17 protein-coding genes and 1 tRNA gene are annotated in these 17,243 nt (G+C 68.9%); 4 read left to right on the top strand and 14 right to left on the bottom strand.

Going from position 1 to position 17,243, the window contains the following annotated elements; translation table 11 throughout:
- Positions 1–2: 2 nt before the first annotated feature.
- The 10 genes from FXO18_RS10645 to FXO18_RS10690 form a co-directional block, all read right to left on the bottom strand.
- Positions 3–626, bottom strand: coding sequence for a response regulator transcription factor (locus FXO18_RS10645; protein WP_149361088.1), 624 nt, complete (start codon positions 624–626; stop codon positions 3–5).
- Positions 623–1,804, bottom strand: a complete 1,182-nt coding sequence (locus tag FXO18_RS10650) for a sensor histidine kinase (protein WP_149361089.1) — start codon at positions 1,802–1,804, stop codon at positions 623–625. Before FXO18_RS10650 ends, FXO18_RS10645 begins: the two co-directional genes overlap by 4 nt.
- A gap of 69 nt (positions 1,805–1,873) precedes the next feature.
- On the bottom strand, positions 1,874–4,087 hold the full coding sequence (locus FXO18_RS10655) for a sensor histidine kinase (RefSeq protein WP_149361090.1): 2,214 nt from the start codon (positions 4,085–4,087) through the stop codon (positions 1,874–1,876).
- A gap of 58 nt (positions 4,088–4,145) precedes the next feature.
- Positions 4,146–4,640 (bottom strand): nitroreductase family deazaflavin-dependent oxidoreductase, encoded by a 495-nt coding sequence (locus FXO18_RS10660; protein WP_149361091.1) that lies wholly within the window; start codon positions 4,638–4,640, stop codon positions 4,146–4,148.
- A 233-nt stretch (positions 4,641–4,873) separates the two neighbouring features.
- Positions 4,874–4,949 (bottom strand) — tRNA-Ala (locus FXO18_RS10665).
- 82 nt (positions 4,950–5,031) lie between these two features.
- Positions 5,032–7,194: a WS/DGAT/MGAT family O-acyltransferase gene (locus tag FXO18_RS10670; RefSeq protein ID WP_149361092.1), complete on the bottom strand. Its 2,163-nt coding sequence runs from the start codon at positions 7,192–7,194 to the stop codon at positions 5,032–5,034.
- A 132-nt stretch (positions 7,195–7,326) separates the two neighbouring features.
- Positions 7,327–8,013 carry a gephyrin-like molybdotransferase receptor GlpR gene (locus tag FXO18_RS10675; protein WP_223114677.1) on the bottom strand — a complete coding sequence of 229 codons (687 nt, stop codon included), beginning with the start codon at positions 8,011–8,013 and terminating at the stop codon, positions 7,327–7,329.
- Between the two features lie 158 nt (positions 8,014–8,171).
- On the bottom strand, positions 8,172–8,801 hold the full coding sequence (locus tag FXO18_RS10680; RefSeq protein WP_149361094.1) for a GNAT family N-acetyltransferase: 630 nt from the start codon (positions 8,799–8,801) through the stop codon (positions 8,172–8,174).
- Positions 8,798–10,048: a molybdotransferase-like divisome protein Glp gene (gene glp, locus FXO18_RS10685; RefSeq protein WP_149361095.1), complete on the bottom strand. Its 1,251-nt coding sequence runs from the start codon at positions 10,046–10,048 to the stop codon at positions 8,798–8,800. Before glp ends, FXO18_RS10680 begins: the two co-directional genes overlap by 4 nt.
- A 17-nt stretch (positions 10,049–10,065) precedes the next feature.
- Entirely contained in the window at positions 10,066–11,037 is a 972-nt protein-coding gene (locus tag FXO18_RS10690; RefSeq protein WP_149361096.1) for a UTP--glucose-1-phosphate uridylyltransferase, read from the bottom strand.
- Between the two features lie 161 nt (positions 11,038–11,198).
- Here FXO18_RS10690 and FXO18_RS10695 point away from each other — a divergent pair, with 161 nt between their 5' ends.
- The 4 genes from FXO18_RS10695 (at position 11,199) to mscL (ending at position 13,546) form a co-directional block, all read left to right on the top strand.
- Entirely contained in the window at positions 11,199–11,873 is a 675-nt protein-coding gene (locus tag FXO18_RS10695) for a 5-formyltetrahydrofolate cyclo-ligase (protein ID WP_149361097.1), read from the top strand.
- 75 nt (positions 11,874–11,948) lie between these two features.
- Positions 11,949–12,221: an FmdB family zinc ribbon protein gene (locus FXO18_RS10700; protein ID WP_149361098.1), complete on the top strand. Its 273-nt coding sequence runs from the start codon at positions 11,949–11,951 to the stop codon at positions 12,219–12,221.
- 183 nt (positions 12,222–12,404) lie between these two features.
- Complete coding sequence (locus FXO18_RS10705; protein WP_187774312.1) at positions 12,405–13,043, top strand: SAF domain-containing protein; 639 nt, start codon at positions 12,405–12,407, stop codon at positions 13,041–13,043.
- 98 nt (positions 13,044–13,141) lie between these two features.
- On the top strand, positions 13,142–13,546 hold the full coding sequence (gene mscL, locus FXO18_RS10710) for a large conductance mechanosensitive channel protein MscL (protein WP_149361100.1): 405 nt from the start codon (positions 13,142–13,144) through the stop codon (positions 13,544–13,546).
- A 107-nt stretch (positions 13,547–13,653) separates the two neighbouring features.
- Here the strand turns inward: mscL and FXO18_RS15960 are convergent, their stop codons facing one another.
- From FXO18_RS15960 to FXO18_RS10725, 4 genes are all read right to left on the bottom strand, one after another.
- The gene (locus tag FXO18_RS15960) at positions 13,654–13,821 is read right to left on the bottom strand and encodes a hypothetical protein (protein ID WP_187774313.1); all 168 of its coding nucleotides are present in this window, start codon (positions 13,819–13,821) and stop codon (positions 13,654–13,656) included.
- Positions 13,818–14,330 (bottom strand): MogA/MoaB family molybdenum cofactor biosynthesis protein, encoded by a 513-nt coding sequence (locus tag FXO18_RS10715; protein ID WP_149361304.1) that lies wholly within the window; start codon positions 14,328–14,330, stop codon positions 13,818–13,820. Before FXO18_RS10715 ends, FXO18_RS15960 begins: the two co-directional genes overlap by 4 nt.
- An 80-nt stretch (positions 14,331–14,410) precedes the next feature.
- Entirely contained in the window at positions 14,411–15,730 is a 1,320-nt protein-coding gene (locus FXO18_RS10720; protein ID WP_235900605.1) for a S1C family serine protease, read from the bottom strand.
- A gap of 129 nt (positions 15,731–15,859) precedes the next feature.
- Entirely contained in the window at positions 15,860–17,203 is a 1,344-nt protein-coding gene (locus tag FXO18_RS10725) for a sensor histidine kinase (RefSeq protein WP_149361101.1), read from the bottom strand.
- Positions 17,204–17,243 lie beyond the last annotated feature (40 nt).

Below are 17,243 nucleotides of genomic sequence, written 5' to 3' on the forward strand. Positions count from 1 at the left end.
TCCTAGATCCAGCCGCGCTGGCGGGCGATGGTGCAGGCATCGAAACGGTTCCGCGCACCGAGCTTCGTCACCGCCGAGGACAGGTAGTTGCGGGTGGTGCCCGCCGCGAGCGAGACGCGGCGGGCCACTTCCTCTATCGGCGCACCGTCCGCCGCGGCCTCCAGCACATCGGCTTCGCGCGGAGTCAGCGGGCTGTCGCCGGCGCTGATGGCATCCGCGGCAAGATCTGGGTCCACATAGCGTCCACCATCGGCGACGCGGCGGATGACGTCGGCCAGGGTGGCTCCGGTGGCGGTCTTCGGGAGGAACCCCCGCGCTCCCACGGCGAGGGCCCGCTTGAGGTAGCCGGGGCGGGCGTGGCTGGTGACGATGATGGTCCGGCAGGCTGGTACTTCCCGGGCAAGCCGCTCGGCAAGCTCCACACCGTCGAGCCCGGGCATCTGCAGGTCGAGCACGGCGACATCCGGGCTCAGCGCCTTGGCCTTGGCCAGCGCCTCGGTCCCGTCGGCGGCCTCGGCGATGATCTCGAGATCGTCCTCGAGCGACAGCATCGCGGCGAGGGCACTGCGGATCAGGTTCTCGTCATCGGCGAGCAGTACCGTGATGACGCGCTCGTTGCTGGTCATCGCGCCTCCCTCGGTTGACCGGCGTCGGCGTACCGGACCGCGACGGTGAACTCATCCTCGCTGCGCCGGATGGACAGTTCGCCACCCACGGTGGCCAGTCGCTCGCGCAGCCCCGTCAACCCGACCCCTTCGGAGGCCCGCGACACTGCGCCCGCGCCATCGTTGGTGATGGCCACGCCTTCCGCCCCGATGACGATCAGGCAGGTGCTCGCGCGCGAGTGCCGCAGGATGTTCGTCACCGCCTCGCGCACTACCCACGCGGCGGATTCCCGTGCAGGTCCCGCCACATCGTGCGATCCGCCCTCCACGGTCGTCGCGATACCGGCGGACTCTAGTAGCTCGCGCGCACCACGCACCTCCTGGTCGAGATCGATCGTCCGATAGCCGCGGACGAGCTCCCGCACGCTCCGCAATGATTCATGCGCGATGCCCTCCACCTCGCGCATCTGCGCCGCCGACGCTGGATCGCCCCGATCCGCGAGCTTCGCCGCCAGTTCCGACTTGATGGCGATCGTCGATAGGGCGCGCCCCACCACGTCATGCACGTCCCGGGAGAACCGCAGCCGCTCCTCAGCCACCGACAGCGCCGCCTCCCGCGCACGGGATTCCTCGAGCTGCCGCATCACATCGATCGGCCACAGCGTCGAATGCACTAGCAGCACCATCACCAGCGCCAGCACCGCCGCGGCGATCGCGAGGCCAACCGTTCCCGCCACCACGAGGGCCGCTCCCGCGCCCGCTAGGGCCACCACTCCGAGCAGGCGTTGCCGCACAAGTGGTCCCAGCGCGATGGCAACGACGAAGATTCCGCTCCAGAAATGCGCGAGCACCCAGTCCTCATCGCCCTCGCCCACCACCGCCAGCACCGCGAAGTACACGGCGGCCACGACGAGCAGCACCATTGCCCACCGCCACGGCGCGGGCGTCACCGTCGGCTCGGGATGGGTTCGCTGCCGCATCGCACCCTGGAACACCACCGTTGCGACGACGAGCAGCGCCACCATGACTAATGCGGAGAGCAGCCAGGCCCGCCTAGGCGCCACGGGCCACGCCGTGGCCAGCCAGAGCAGCGGCAGCAGCCAGAGGATCAAGTACCACGGCCACACCATGTAGACGGTGATGCGCTCCACCGGCGTGCGGGAACGCCACCAGGCCGTGGCTCGGCTAGCACTATTCACGAGGCCCACTATTCACGACTCCCAGTCTCGCACCTCGACTGCCGGGGATGCAGGTCTCGACCACGCGCGCTACGCCCGCACCAGCCGCTCGCTCGATCGCGTGGCAGCATAGGGCACTTCTGTCCGGCGCACCTCGACCCCGTCGTCGTGGACGATCGTGCACACCGCATGCCGTCCGGGTGGCAGCACGCGCACGGTGAGCCGACCGCCGGATGCGCGCTCGAGCTCGGCGAGCGCTGCCTCCTGCACTCGCGCGACCGTGTCGGGGCCAGCGGTATCGAGCGCGCCATCATCGAGCAGGTTCACCTCCGCTCCCCGCTCCCGCGCCGCGCTCGCCGCTTCGAGGATCCCCGCGCTCGCGAGGATGCGCCCGCGGATGCGGTCACGCAATGTGGCCTCGACCTGGAGCGCGCCCTCCTGCTCGGCTGCCGACAGTCGTCCGGCCTCGCGCATTCGCTGCAGGAGTGGTCGGGCGGTGGCCGCGAGGTAGGCGGATTGCTGGTCTCGCTCGTCGATCCGGGCCTGTGCTCGGGCTTGAGCTGCGGAGAACTCGACTGCTTGGTGGTGGGCGTCGTTGATGCGGCGGGCCTGGCGGCGCAGTGCCAGCGCGACCAGGGTGAACAGGGCGAGCGGCAGCATGTTCCATTGCAGTCGGATGATGTAGACGCCACCAGTGTCGAGGTGCCCCGCCGCGAGCATGGCGGCCACGGAGATGGCTGCGGCCCAGGCGATCAGGAATCGGCCACGGATGACCATGACGCACAGGGCGAGGGTAATGATCGGCCATGCCCACAGGTGCTTGTCGGTGGTGGCACCGCCGCCGGGGAATCCTGCGGCGCATGCTGCTGCGGCAATGATAACGAGACTCGCGGCCGCGAGGGCGGGGCGCTGTGGCAGCGGGTCGCGCTTCGGCACGAGTATGGCCGCCGTGGATGCGGCCAGCGCGAGGAGCGCGGTCAGGTAGAGCACTAGGTTGCGGGCCTCGATGAGGCTGAATGGCTGGGCTGCCTCGTTGAGCACGATGATCGCGCCAAGCCCTGCGGCGATCGGGGTTCGCAGTCCGAGCAGGTGCGTAGCAGTGGTCTGTTCCGGTGGTGGCCCTGCCGGATCGGCGCTCGCCGGGGCCTGGGACAACGTCGGTGAATGGATCTCGAGCCGGGTGCCGGAGCCCGGGGTGGATTCGAGGTGCGCTGCCGCGCCGGGGATGCCCGCGATGCGCCGCCGGATCCCGTACTCGATCCCGAGACGTCGTGCGGAAACATTCTTGAGGTCGAACCCGACTCCATCATCGGTCACCGTGATGGCCACGGAATCATCATGGATCGCCACATCGACGGAGCGCTGCGCATCCGGTCCCGCGTGCCGGATGCTGTTGCGCACTGCTTCGTGCACGACGTCAACGAGCGTGCGGGCGATGTCCCTGGAGAGCACTGCCTGGTGTGAGGCTACGGTGGCGCCGAAGGCGATCGGAGCGTCCGCTCCCTCGGTGACCGCGCGGATCCGGGCCAGGAAATCCTGAGTCGCTAGCTCGCCATGGGAGCCCGGGTCAGCAAGCCGGTCGAGGCCGTCAAGAGCGATCCGTGCCGCATTGCGGACGATGCCGGGGGCGGATTCACGGCCGCCGGTGAGCAGCGCCGACAGGACTGTGTCGTGGACGAGCGCGTCGACGCGATCCCGTTCCGCAGCGGTTTCCCTCGCGTGGCTCGCCGCCGCGGCCTCCCGCCGGGCGATCCCGGTATTGCGGTCGAGGAGCCGTGCGGCGCGGAGCGCACTGAGCGACAACGCGGCGAGCACCAGACCGAATAGCGGAATGGCGACGCCCAGCCGCGCGAACCATTGCCACGGCGGATCCGCCACAAGCCACCATGTTGTGAGCACCAGGCCAGCGGCGGTGGCGGGCACGTAGGCGAGCAGTATCACGGGCCGCCAGGACAGTGTCGCTGCGGCGATCACGACCGGGGTCGCCGACGCCGCGAGCGGCCAGTCCACCGGATAGTCGAGCACGCCCCTCTCGAATCCGAGCGGTACCGTGGCGAGCACCACCAGCTGACCGGTCACCAGGACCGATGCGGCGCGGCGCAGCACCAGGACGGGGAGGATGAACGATCCAGCCGCGAGCACGGCGGGGACGACGAGCAGCACGATCACCGCGAGGGTCGCCCACCAGGAACGAGCGAGGGACAGCTGCGTCGCCAGTGGTGGGTTCGAGGCGAGGACGGCGAGCGTCACGGGCGCGCCCATGCCCAGCGCGAGGAAGCGGAAGACCCGCTCTGATGATTTCACCGGCGCCGCTCGCACTTCCGTACTGTAGCGCTTGGTCCTACGCGATCCGCAAGCCTCGCTACATGGCTGTGAGCACAGCGAAGGGGATCGCTTGCCCGAGGTTCCGATAGTCGTCGGGGCCTCCATCGACTGCATGCCCCAGGAAAGCAGCGATCCGCTTCGCGGCCGCAGGGTGGGCATGGGCGTAGCGAACCATGATCTCACCGCCGATCTCCGCGTCGGGGAATGCCGCCATCACACGAAACTCACGACCACCCACCTGCACCGTCGTTGCTGGATGCTTCCTCAGGTTGCGGTACCAATCGGTCTTCGGTCCGAAAGCTGCCGCGACGGTCCACGAGCCCTCGGCCGGGTCGCGAGCCACGACCTCGACGACCGTTTCATGGAGCTGCCCGGACTTGCGCCCCATATGGCGCAGCAGCATGAACCTCTCCCCGAGAATGAAACCAAGCCGGAGCTTGTACAGCAGGATCGGCAGCCGGAACGCGAGCCTGCGCAATCCCGTCGGCCGTGCTGGCAGCGACGGTTCCGAGGCATTCTGCGCTTGGCCCATATCGTCGACGCTACCTGTTCCGCTGGGTCGCGTCGCTTGGCGCACTAGGTCGTCGGGGCAAGCCCTTCCCTAAAATCTGCTAGCTAATGTCACGCAGGCGGGAACGTGTCGCGGCGTGTCGAGTGACATTAGCTAGCAGATTCACCCGGAAGGCCCCGGAACCACCGCCTGCACCAAAAACAAGCCAGGGCCGCCCCGGAGATCACCGGAACGGCCCTGGCCTGTATTGACACTGGTGGAGCTAGGGGGAATCGAACCCCCGACCTTCTCGATGCGAACGAGACGCGCTACCAACTGCGCTATAGCCCCAGGATGTGTCGTGTGGAACTTTAGCAGCCGTTGCGCCGGGTGTGGAAATCGACGCGCTGCACCCAGCACTGCTCTCTCTGCGTCATGCGCGCGCCGCCGGCTCCCCCGATGCGTCGACCTCCGCGAGCTGGAGGATCTCGGTCATGGCGTCGTGGAGGTGGCTCGCGAGCACGTCTAGGTCCGGGATGAGGTCGGGGCAGGTGACGAGCCCGAAGTCGATGTTGCCGTTGTAGGACATGACGGTGATGTTGAGCCCGCCGGTGAAGTCGGAGATGACGGATACGGGGTAGTTGTGCAGCACCTTGGCACCGGCTACGTAGAGCGGCATCTGGGGGCCGGGGACGTTGGAGATGAGCAGGTTGAACGGCGGCGCGGCGATGCCCGCGGTGGCGAACACCGCGCGGGAGGCGATGCCGTGGAGAAGCTGCGGCAGTGCCTCGGTCGCATCGTGAAGCAGCGTGGCGGGCGCGTCAGCGAAGCGCAGTTTGGCCGCGGCGATGCTGTGGGTGAGGCCAGCGATGCGCTGGGCAGGGTCGGGCTCGTGGGTGGGCAGGATCGTGGGCATGAAGCCGATCTGGTTCCCGGCGGTGCCGTGCTGCTCGGCGGTGCGGACGGAGACGGGCATCGAGGCGACGATCGGTTTGCTGGGCAGGGCGTCGTTGTCGTCGAGCCAGCGACGGATCGCGCTAGTGCAGACCGCCATGACGATGTCGTTGACGGTGCAGCCCCAGGCGTTCTTCGCGGTCTTGATGTCAGCGAGGGGAATGCTGGTGGTGGCGATGCTGCGGCGCGCGGTGATGCGCTGGTTGAACGGTGTCATGGGCGGTGCGCCGGGCCGCTCGGGCTGGGTGCTCGTGGTGCTGCGGCTGGCTCTCCGGGCGATTCGATCAGCACCGGGCAGTGCCATGATGCCGGGCACGTCGGCGATATGGGGGGCGATGGAGCGCGCGGCGCGGGCGAGGCGCGCGGGCTTGGTGGCGGCACGGCGAACGGTGTGGCCGAGCAGCCGGAGCGCGCGGGGCGCGAGGTACTCGGGCCCGTGGGTGGTGCTCGGCGGCACGGCGAACGGTTCCGGGGTGAGGTCCATGACGGCGGCCATGACCTCGGCTCCGGATACTCCGTCGATGACGGCGTGGTGCACCTTGGTGTAGAGGGCCTGGCGGCCACCGTCGAGGCCGGAGATGAGGTATGCCTCCCACAGGGGCTTGCTGCGGTCGAGGTGCGTGGCGTCGAGACGGGCGACAAGCTCGCGCAGAGCGTGGTCGCTGGTGCCGCCGTTGCCCTCGTGGCGCAGGTCGATGGCGCGGACGTGGTAGTGCAGGTCCACGAGCTGCTGATCGTCCCAGTAGGGCAGATCGATGCCGAGGGGAACGGTGCGCAGCGTCCAGCGCAGCGGTGGCACGAGGTGGAGGCGGCTGGCGATGACCTCGCGCAGCGCGGGCGCGGTGAGAAGCCTGCCGGGCAGATCGCTGGGGTCGAGGATGGTGAGTCCGCCGACGTGGATGACGGTCGTGGGGGTCTCGGCGTTGAGGAACTGGACGTCGAGGCTGGAGAGCTGGCGGACCTGCGGCGTGGCGGGCGTGGTGGCCGGCGGTGCTTCCGGTGCAGGTTCGGTGGCGGCAGGTGCTTCCGGGGCGGGTTCTGCCGGGGCTGGTTCTGCCGGGGCTGGTTCTTCGGGGGCTGGCGCGACGAGCTCGAGCAGGGCCTCGACCCGGGCGAGCTCGCCGTCGACGTAGGGCGCCCAGGCGCGGGTGTAGCGCGCGCTGCTTCCTGCGGCGGTGATGGTGGCGATGTGGCCAGTCGCGTCGAGGGTCGCCTGGCCGGGGGTTCGCGCGGCGCCTGCGGCGGGTTCCATGTTGTCGGCAGCGAGCAGCCGCCGGATCGCCTCGCTCGTGGTGATTTTTCCAGCGAGGGCGGCGCGGGTGAGGCGCAGCAGGGTGGTCTCGGGGTCGACGAGGTCGTTGACGCTGCCGGTGGTTAGCCCGCAGCAGGTGACGAAGTCTGATTCGATGAGCTCGCGCAGGTGGTCCGCGGTCATGCTGGTGGGGGCGCGGAGGACGAAATCGTCGACGACGTTCCCCTCCGAGGTGTCGCTGCCGGATACCGGCAGCACCGTCACGGCGAGGAGGTTGCACTCCTGCGTGGAGAGGCGCGCGGTGAGTGCCGAGAGCGTTCCTGGCCGGTCCACGAGCTGCACGCGCACGCGCCAGATCTGTCCGCTGTCACTGATGCGTTCCCATTCCATGCATTCCAGTGTTCGCGCGCCGTGTTTCCGGCATATCGCTCAGCGGTGACCGTGCCGTAATGCTTGTGTGTCGAATCACGCTGACGGAGAAACATTGGCCTGGATCACAGCCATGCTTCTGCCGTGCGTGGGCTAGCGCGCTTGGCCCGGGTGGTACTGGTAGCCGGGATCGTCGTAGTCACCGACGGCGTCGAACTCGGGATCCTCGTCGTCGTAAGCGACGTAGTCGGCATCGCGCGGGTCGAGCCCGTTCGGATCAGCATGCGGATCCCGCACGGTGCGCTCGCCGCGCAGGCGGGCCATGCGGCGCTCGCGGATGTCCTGCTCGATGCGCACCTGCGTGCGCAGGTACATCAGGTAGCCGCCGAGCGCGAGGATTCCGGCGATGGTGATGTACCAGGCCGGCCCCAGGAAGGTGAGCGCCAGCACAGCGGAGAGCACCACTGTCGCGCCCAGCGCGATGACGATGCGCTGGCGCAACCGGTATCGCGCGGCGCTCGCTAGCGCATCCGCCTCGGGGTCGAAGCCGCCGCGGCCGCGACGGCGCGCGAGCTCCTCCTCGGACGGCCCGGCCGCTGCCCCGCCGTGACTGCTCGTATCGCGCATTGCCATCCGATCCTCCCCGGGATTGGTGTTCAGCTCGATGTGTGCCCGCATGGCGCCACCCGTGAGGGGCCCGTCCGCGGCGGCACTCTCGGTGCGTGGTCGTGCCCCGCCATAATGCAGGACCCTGGTGGCGAAGGCACGGTCGCCGGCCCGGAAGACTGGTTCGCGCGTGTTCACCATCATGGGAACAAGCACGAAGATCGAGAGTGCCACGAGTCCCAACCAGAGGAACGAATTCGGCATGAACACGGGCTCCCTTCTTGCTGCCGAGCTCAGGATGCTTGCGCCAACAGTGCTTGACGCCTCGCAGACAGGCTAGGTGGGATCACCGTTGGGTAACGCGCGACGCGCCGGGCGACGATTCTAAGAGTTCACCATGATGCCTTGCCCATGCGGACGATGCGCGAGGCAGCGCTGTCGGGCAGCTCATCGGCGAGCAGCGCGACGAGGGTGTGGTCGCGCCAGTCGCCATCGACGTGCAGGTACCGGCGCAGCAGGCCTTCCTCGCGGAAGCCAACGTTGCGCAGGACGGTTCGGCTGGCATGGTTCTCGGGCCGCACCGTCGCCTCGAGCCGATGCAGGTGGCTGGCGGTGAAGCTGTGGTCCACGCCGAGCGCGAGCGCGGCCGTAGCGATCCCCTGGCCCGCCATCGATCGCGCTACCCAGTAGCCGATCCAGGCCGAGCTCAGGGGGCCGCGAACGATGTTCCCGACGGTGAGCTGGCCGGCGAACTCCCCATTGACCTCGATGGCGAACGGCATCATCGTGCCCTTGCGCGCGGCGGACCGCAGGGTCATGCAGACCGCGGGCCAGTTGCCCGCCCGGTGGCGAGGGATCCAGCCTCCCTCGCCGGTGGGCTCCCACGGTCGGAGGTAGCTCTCGTCCTCGAGGCGATGCCGGCTCCAGTGCGAGGCGTCGCGGAGCCGGACCGGCCGCAGGACGATCGTGCCCGCGGCCGTGGTGATGGGACCGACTACGGCCGGCCAGCCCGGGTGCGTCACCCGCGCTGCGCCAGGAACGCGACGGGCACGGTCTCCCCCGCCCCGACGTGAGTGGTGCCCGGGCCGACCTCGATGAGGCAGTTCGCGTCCGCGAGGTGCGTGATCCGGTTGGCGCCGTCTACAGCGCCGAGGGCACGCACGTGGTACTTCCCGCGACCGTCGCGCATGAGCTTGCCGCGCACGTAGCCGATCACGCCAGGCTCGGAGGTGAAGTCGTTGACGGTGCGGGCCTGCACGCGCCGCCGGTAGGGGTCGGGGCGCCCGAGCATCGTGCGGACCAGTGGCCGCACCATGACCTCGAAGACGACGAGCACGCTGGTGGGCAGCTCGGAGAGCAGGAAGGTGGGCACCTTGCGGTCGCCGAGCATCCCGAAGCCCTGCACGCCGCCAGGGTGCATGCCGACGCGACTGATCTCGATATTGCCGAAATCGAGGAGCGCCTCCTGGACGGTATCGGAGGCACGGCCACCCACTCCCCCGGTGATGATGAGGATGTCGGTGCGCGGCAGGTGCTCGGCGATGGCGGAGCGCACGGCATCGGCGTAGGGGTCGATGATGCCCACGCGGTTGGCGATGGCACCGGCCTCGGTGGCTGCCGCGGCGAGGGCGTAGGAGTTGACGTCGTATACCTGGCCCATGTCGGGGACGAAGGCGATATCCACGAGCTCCGGGCCCACCGCGATGATGGTGATGCGGGGCCGGGAACGGACGAGGACATCGGTGCGGCCGACGGAGGCGAGCAGCGCTACGTGCGCCGCGGAGACGAGGGTGCCCTCGGCGACCGCCACATCGCCCACGCGCACGTCGTCGCCAGCCTCGCGGATGTTGGTGCCGGGCTTGATGGGGTGAAAGATGGCGACCTTGGCGCGGTCGCCATTGGTGCCGTCGAGCGGAACGACAGCGTCAGCGAGCGCGGGCAGTGGCGCCCCGGCCTCGACGCGGACCGCCTGCTGGGGCTGGAGCCGCGGGATCTGCCGGGCTCCGGCGCGGATCTCGCCGACCACGGGCAGCGCGAGATCGGCTGGCTGGCCGAACTGCCCCTTGTGGTCGGGCCCGGCGTCGGCTACATCGATGCTGCGGACCGCGTATCCGGCGACGGCGGCCTGATCGAACCCGGGCAGGGGCCTGCGGGCCGTCACTTCCTCCGCGCACACTAGCCCGCGCGCGTCAACGATGCTGACGCGTTGTGGCTCCAGCTCCACGGCCGCCTCCGCGATACGAGCGTGCTGCTCCTCGACCGTGCGCATGGACCCCTTCCTTCCCGTCAGTCCCCTTCCGGGCCCGGGTCCTCGTCCGAGGTAGGAACGAGGCCTGGCAGGGAAGGGAGGCCAAGCCTCTCGGTCAGCCATTGCGTCAACGGCGGACCATACTCTTCATCGTCGAGAGCAAAGTCAACCGCAGCCTTGATGAAGCCGCCGGGATTTCCGAGATCGTGTCGGCTTCCCGTGTGAACATACACGTGCACGGGGTGGCCCTCGTCAACAAGCTTCACGATGGCATCGGTCAGTTGCAGCTCGCCTCCCGCGCCAGGGGTGATGCGGCGCAGCGCGTCGAAGATGGCCCGGTCGAGCAGGTAGCGGCCCGCTGCGGCGAGGTTCGAGGGGGCATCCTCCCGCGCGGGCTTCTCGACCATCGCGGTGACCCTCAGGACGGTGTCGGCCTCGTCCTCGTTGCCCGTGGGGACGACGTCGAAGATGCCGTAGGAGCTGACCTGGCTGGCCTCGACCTCGATGGCGCAGATGACGCTGCCACCATGCCGGGCGCGCACCGCGGCCATCTTGGTCAGCACACCGGTGGGCAGCACGAGGTCATCGGGCAGGAGGATGGCGATGTCGTCCTCGTCGTCGTCGAGGACAGCCTCTGCGCAGCCGATGGCGTGACCGAGCCCGAGGGGCTTCTCCTGGACGACCGCCTGCACATCGAGCAGGGCGGGGGCCCGGCGGACCTTGTCGAGCAGCGCGTGCTTGCCGCGGGCCTCGAGGGTGCCCTCGAGGACGTCGTGCTTGATGAAGTGGGCCATCACGCCCTGCTTGCCCTCGGAGGTGACGATGACCAGCCGCTCGGCGCCGGCTTCGGCGGCCTCGCTCGCCACGAGCTCGATCGCGGGCGTGTCCACGAGGGGGAGCAGTTCCTTGGGGACCGTCTTGGTCACGGGCAGGAAGCGCGTTCCGAGCCCCGCCGCGGGAACGATCGCCGTGCGAAACGGCTTCGCGGGACTCGCACCGACGTCACTCATCTTCAACCTCGTTGTTCTTCTCGCGTATTAGCCTGGTCGTGCTTCACACTGCCAGGTCGTGAAGATTCTGTTGTCATGCCCATCGTGGATCGAGCAGTCGCTCCGCGCACGGGAAAACGCCGGCTCGCAAGAAGTGTGCGAGATCAATACCGAGGTAATCCATGCTTGGTGATTGTACTAACACCGATCCTCCGGGGTTTCGCCCTGATCCGCGGAACCAACACGACAAGGCCGCTTGGCGTACGTTTTTCGTTCACGAGCGCGCAACCCTGTCGCGGGCCGCGCATGCCACTGAGGCGGAGCAGCTCGCGGTCCACGCCGTAGCGGTGGCGCGGGCCCTCGCCCCCGGCAGAGTGGTCGCCGCGTATGTCCCCTCGGGGACGGAGCCGGGCTCGGTGCTGATGCTCGAGGCTCTCGCCGCTGCTGGGTTCCCGGTCATCCTGCCAGTGATGCGCCCGGGCAGAATGCTCGATTGGGCACCGTTCGGCGGCGCGGCCAGATTCCGGGAAGCCCGGTACGGGCTCCTCGAGCCCGAAGGCCCATTGCTCGGGCCGAGCGCGGTGCAAGAGTGCGGCGTGGTCCTCGTGCCGGCGCTGGCTGTCGACCGCACCGGCACCCGGCTGGGCCGTGGCGCCGGGTTCTACGACCGCGCGCTAGGGCCGCTCGACCGGCGGCCGCCGCTGGTGGCCGTGGTGCGCGACAGCGAACTGGTGGCGCGCCTTCCCGCCGATGCGCATGACGTGCGGATGGATGGAGCCATCACTCCGGAGGGCGGGCATATACGGCTGCCAGTGGGCGTTGAGGACACTGGAGGGGCCTCATTGCCGCGAGGATGATGCGGCCCGCTACCACTCCTAGCACTCCGCGCGATAGAGTGCTAAAAGCTGATCCTGTCCTCATGGAGGTCCCCGATGCCCACCTACTCCTACGCCTGCACCGCGTGCGATCACCAGTTCGACATCGTCCAGTCGTTCACCGATGACGCGCTGACCGAGTGCGACCGCTGCGACGGCAAGCTCCGCAAGCTGTTCAACTCCGTGGGCATCGTGTTCAAGGGAAGCGGCTTCTACCGCACCGATAGCCGCAACGCCGCGAGCTCGACGACCGCATCCGCGGCCTCGAGCAGCAGCTCGACCACGAGCTCGGCCAAGAGCAGCGGCTCGGAAAGCAGCTCCACCTCCTAGCATGATCGCCTGCCCGGCAACGCACCTGTGGATGGACCCAGGGTTGTCCACAGGATCACGCGCACCGGCCCGGCAGGCTCGCAACGCTCCCTAGACTGCGATCGACCTCGTGCCGCATGCCCTGACCACGAATTACTCTCTGGTCGGGGCATGCCACGTCCGCTTGCAGCCCCAGGAGATCGCGTGCCCCCGAACGACCTCTCCCCCAGCCTGCTCGACAAGGCGGCACGCTGCTGCACCCTCCCGCCCCGCCAGCTGCATCGGGCACGGCAAGCCACAGCCCTCTTGCTCCTCGTGCTCGCCGTAATCGTGTTCCTCCAGCGTGGTCCCGACCACACCCTGGCAACGATCGCTCTGCGCGGCATCTCAGCGGGCGAGGAGTTCACCAGCGCCAACGTGGCCCTGCGTGCCGTGGATGCGACCAGCCTGGCGGCATCATCGCTCGTCACGCCGGACGAGGCTTTCGACTCCCGGGCCGCCACCCCGATCCGAGCGGGCGAGATCATCACCGACGCACGGTTGCTGACACCGCGGATCGTCGACGAGACCAGCCACGCGACCGGCGCCCGCGCGGTTCCCGTGCGCCTCTCCGACCCTGCCGTGACGAGTCTCCTCCAGCCCGGGGACCGGGTCGATGTCGTAGCGGTGCCGCCCGGATCAACGCAGCCCGCGAGCGTGCTCGCCACGGATGCCGCGGTCCTGTTCACCAGCAGCGCCGGTGACGCGGGCGGAGCGCTCGCCGTGCTCGCCCTCGGCCCCACCGATGCCGTGGCCGTGGCCGCTCATGCCGCGCAGGGAATCGTGACCGTGACACTCCGGTAGGCACGAGCCGATCAAGAGGCTCACCGCCAGCATCCGGCACTAGGATTCTTTCCAGCCGAGAACTTTCCGGCACCTCACTGCACACACTTGGAGTCCCCATGCTTAAAGGTTTCCGCGATTTCCTGATGCGGGGCAACGTGCTCGACCTCGCTGTCGCGGTCGTGATCGGTACCGCGTTCACCGCTATCGTCACAGCATTCACCGAGAACATCATCAATCCGCTCATCGCCGCCATCGGCGCGGACACCGATGTCAACGGGCTCGGGTTCTCCATCCGTCCGGGGATCGAGGCCACGTTCATCGACGTGGGCGCGGTGATCACCTCGGTCATCAACTTCGTCATCCTCGCCGCGGTCGTGTACTTCGTGCTGATCGTGCCGTTCACCCACGCCAAGAAGCGGCTCATCAAGGAGCAGGTCGCGGACGAGGAAGCGGGCATCACCGATATCCAGCTGCTCACCGAGATCCGCGACCTCCTGCAGGACCGGACCCCGCGAGCCTGACCACCCCGCCCACAGCACAGGCCCCGCCCTCCGAAACACATGGAGGACGGGGCCTGATTGCTAGTGGCCTGCACTGGTGAGCGAACGCGCCAGCTCAGTGACCCAGCTCAATGATGCGGCGGCTTGTTCTCCCGCAACCACTGCTCGAGCTGCGAGTCGTCCGCCCCGGATGGCGTGCCGGTCGAGGCCCGCTCCTCGGGGAGTACATCACCGAACACCGCATCGAGCCGGGCGCGCCGCCGCGCACGCTCGCGCGGATCCTCGGGCTCGGTCACCGGTACGCGACCTCGCTGTCGAAATCCGACTGCTCGGCAAGCACATGCGTCACCAGCGGCCCGATCGTGGCCATCGAATCACGCACCGCTGCCCGCGAGGACGCGAAGTTGACCACCACGGTGCTGCCCGAGACCCCGGCCCGGCCCCGCGACAGGGCCGCATCCTGCACGCCATCCGCTCGCCCCGAGGCCCGCAACGCCTCAGCGATGCCGGGAATCTCCCGGTCCAGGACCCCAGCGGTCGCCTCGGGAGTGACATCCCGCGCGGTGCTGCCCGTGCCACCGATCGAGATGACCAGGTCGATCCCGCCGATAACCGCTGTATTGAGCGCGTTGCGGATCTGCACCTCATCGGGCTGCACCGCGACGATCGCGTCGACATGGAACCCGTTCTCCGTGAGCAGCTCCCGCACCAGCGGACCGATCGATTCAGGGGGCTCGCCCGATGTGTGCCCGTCATCAACAATGACCACGAGCGCCCGGCCCTGCGGCGATGTCTGCATCTCCATACCTCTTACCGTAATGCCCGCGACCACCGCCACGGAACGGGAATCGTCGACAGTGTCACCCACAGTCGTGTTGCGCACCGTCATCCTTCCCGCAGCTCGACCTGAGCGCGCTGCAACGCGCCGCCCCCGGGCGGAATCCACGAGATCTCCACGACATCGCCCGGCACCTGCGACCGAACCGCCGCGATCAGGGCCGTCGCGGTCGCGATGGGCCGATCATCCAGGCCTACGACAACTGCTCCCGGCGGGATGCCCGCCTGCTCGGCCGCGCCATCCGGAACGACCTCGGTGACCAGCGCGCCCCGCTCCGGGTCGCGCATGTCCACCAGCACGCCGAGGGTCGCCTTGCGCACCTCGCCGGTAGCGAGCAGTTCCTCGGCGACCCGCTTGGCCTGGTCGATGGGGATGGAGAAGCCCAGTCCGATCGATCCGCCCTGGCCCATGCCCGCGCGGCCCAGCGTCGCGATCGCCGTGTTCACGCCCACGAGCTCACCATTGAGGTTCACCAGGGCACCACCCGAGTTGCCCGGGTTGATCGCGGCGTCGGTCTGGATGGCGTCGATCACCGACGTCTCCTCCGCGGTCTCGCCGCCCGCGTACACCGGGCGGTTGAGGGCGCTGACGATTCCAGTGGTCACGGTGGAGGACAAGCCGAGCGGCGAGCCTATCGCCACGACGGGCTGCCCCACGCTCAGCGCGCTCGAGCTGCCGATCTCGACCGGAGTGAGATCGGTGCGGCCCTCGACCTGCACGACGGCGATATCGAATTGGGCATCCCCGGCGATGACCCGCCCCTGGGCGGCCGATCCATCATTGAAGGCGACCTCGACGCTGCCATCCGAGCCTGCCACGACGTGATTGTTGGTCAGGATCACGCCGTCGCTGCTGAGGATCACGCCGGAGCCGCTGCCCGAGGATGCGGCGGTATCCACATCGATCTTGACCACCGAGGGAAGCACGCGCTCCGCGGCCCACTGGACCGAGCCTCGCGGTGCTTCCTCCTCCGGGTCCGAGACGGATGGTAGCTGGCCGCTGAACTGTGTTGGTTGCGCGCTGGTCCCGTCGCGGCCGGCGATCCCCGCGCCCACCAGGCCGCCAACGAGTCCGCTGGCGAGGGCCAGCACGAGCGCTCCGACGAGGAACCACGGTGCTCGCGACCGGGGCCGCTGCTCGGCGCCGGACTGCGGGGATCCTGGCTGGGGGTTGCCAGGCACGGGCGGACCAGCTTGTGGATAGCCCGGCGGCGGCACAGTGGCACCCGGCGGCGGGCCGCCCTGGCCACCCGGCGGTGGCTCCATGCCCATCGCTGGATAGTTCCGTGGCGGGTTTCCCAGTCCGTGCCGGGGATCGCGGCCGGATGGATCGCTCCCTGGCGGGGTGCCATCAGCTCCGTAGGTCATGACATCAGCTCCTCATGTTCCAGTCGACCACCTCGGGGGCGTGGCCGGTCGGATCCTCTCTCCACACGGTGCATCGGCGCTCTGAGAGCTTCCTGAGACTGGACCGATAATTGTGCCACGAGAGCAACATCACTGGCCGACCGGTTCGCCGGGGATGCTCAGCGTCACTCGTGCACCGCCGCCTTCGGCATCGTCGATGGTGACCTTCCCGCCGTGGCGGTGGACCACGTGGTAGACGATCGCGAGCCCGAGGCCCGAGCCTGGCATGGATCGTGACGCGTCGGAGCGGTAGAAGCGCTCGAACACCAATGCCCTCTCCTCCAGCGGGATTCCTGGACCCTCGTCCTCGATGGTCACGTCCACGTTCCGCCCGCGCCCTGGCTGCATCCGTAGCGAGATCCGGCCCTCCGGAGGACTCCACTTCGCCGCGTTGTCCAGGACGTTGAGCAACGCTCGGGTCAGCCCGCCGGCATCGCCCCACACCCACCAGCCGAGGGTGGATGCCTCGATGTCCACGTCGGTGCGGCGCCGGCGCACGCGCTCGATGGCCCGGTCGGCGATCTCCGCGAGATCCACCCGTTCCATTCCGGGCTCGGTCGAGTCCTCCCGCGCGAGGTCCACGAGATCGCCGACCAGTGTGGACAGTTCCTCGATCTGGGCGAGCACATCCTCCTGCAGGCCCTCCATGTCCTCGGGGTCCAGCGCGGGTGCTCCCTGCCTGCTCGCTGCGATCAGCAGCTCGGTGTTGGTGCGCAGCGAGGTCAGCGGGGTGCGCAGCTCGTGCCCGGCGTCGGCGACCAGCCGGGCCTGCCGCTCGCGGGATTCGCGCAGGGCGAGCAGCATCGAGTTGAATGCCTCGGTCAACCGGGCCAGCTCGTCATCACCGGTGACGGGGATGGGCGTGAGATCGTCGGTGCGCGCCACGCGCTGGGCCGCCGCCGTCAGCCTCGCTACCGGGCGCAGTCCGGTCCGCCCCACGCCGGTGCCGGCGACAATGGCGAGGATCACTCCGCACCCACCGACGATCAGCAGCACGAGGGCGAGCCGGTCGAGGACCTCCTGGGTGGGGGCGAGGTCCTGGGCGAGGACGAGGGTGGCACCCTGGTTGGAGCGCTGCGCGATGACGCGCCGGTTGCCGATGGTGCGCAGCGACGATTCCTGCTCGCCGCGGATCACCGCGAACTCAGGCTCGCCGAGCTCGATCAGTGGCGACATGGGCGCAGCGGTGTTATCGGGATAGATCAGGGTGCCCGAGAGGGTGTCGGAGAACAGCGACGCCGCGGTAACCGCATCGCTGCCGAACCGCTCGGGCAGGTGCGAGGCGACGATCAGATCGACACGCTTGCGCAACTGGTCATCCACATCGCTGTAGAGCGCGCGGGCAACCACGCTGAACGCCGCGCCCGCCATCAGCGCCACCGCGATGGTCACCACGAACGCGGCGAGCAGGGTGACGCGGGTGCGCAGGGACATCGTGCGGCCGATACGTCTCGAGGGGTGCAGCCACCCCTCT

This window comes from Lolliginicoccus suaedae, assembly GCF_008312885.1.
Classification (GTDB): Bacteria; Actinomycetota; Actinomycetes; order Mycobacteriales; family Mycobacteriaceae; genus Lolliginicoccus; species Lolliginicoccus suaedae.

Coding starts and splice junctions, on each gene's coding strand:
- FXO18_RS10645 (WP_149361088.1), bottom strand. CDS start 626: ATGACCAGCAACGAGCGCGTCATCACGGTACTGCTCGCCGATGACGAG.
- FXO18_RS10695 (WP_149361097.1), top strand. CDS start 11,199: ATGCTTGGTGATTGTACTAACACCGATCCTCCGGGGTTTCGCCCTGAT.
- FXO18_RS10670 (WP_149361092.1), bottom strand. CDS start 7,194: ATGGAATGGGAACGCATCAGTGACAGCGGACAGATCTGGCGCGTGCGC.
- glp (WP_149361095.1), bottom strand. CDS start 10,048: ATGCGCACGGTCGAGGAGCAGCACGCTCGTATCGCGGAGGCGGCCGTG.
- mscL (WP_149361100.1), top strand. CDS start 13,142: ATGCTTAAAGGTTTCCGCGATTTCCTGATGCGGGGCAACGTGCTCGAC.
- FXO18_RS10715 (WP_149361304.1), bottom strand. CDS start 14,330: ATGGAGATGCAGACATCGCCGCAGGGCCGGGCGCTCGTGGTCATTGTT.
- FXO18_RS10690 (WP_149361096.1), bottom strand. CDS start 11,037: ATGAGTGACGTCGGTGCGAGTCCCGCGAAGCCGTTTCGCACGGCGATC.
- FXO18_RS10660 (WP_149361091.1), bottom strand. CDS start 4,640: ATGGGCCAAGCGCAGAATGCCTCGGAACCGTCGCTGCCAGCACGGCCG.
- FXO18_RS10725 (WP_149361101.1), bottom strand. CDS start 17,203: ATGTCCCTGCGCACCCGCGTCACCCTGCTCGCCGCGTTCGTGGTGACC.
- FXO18_RS10720 (WP_235900605.1), bottom strand. CDS start 15,730: ATGACCTACGGAGCTGATGGCACCCCGCCAGGGAGCGATCCATCCGGC.
- FXO18_RS10700 (WP_149361098.1), top strand. CDS start 11,949: ATGCCCACCTACTCCTACGCCTGCACCGCGTGCGATCACCAGTTCGAC.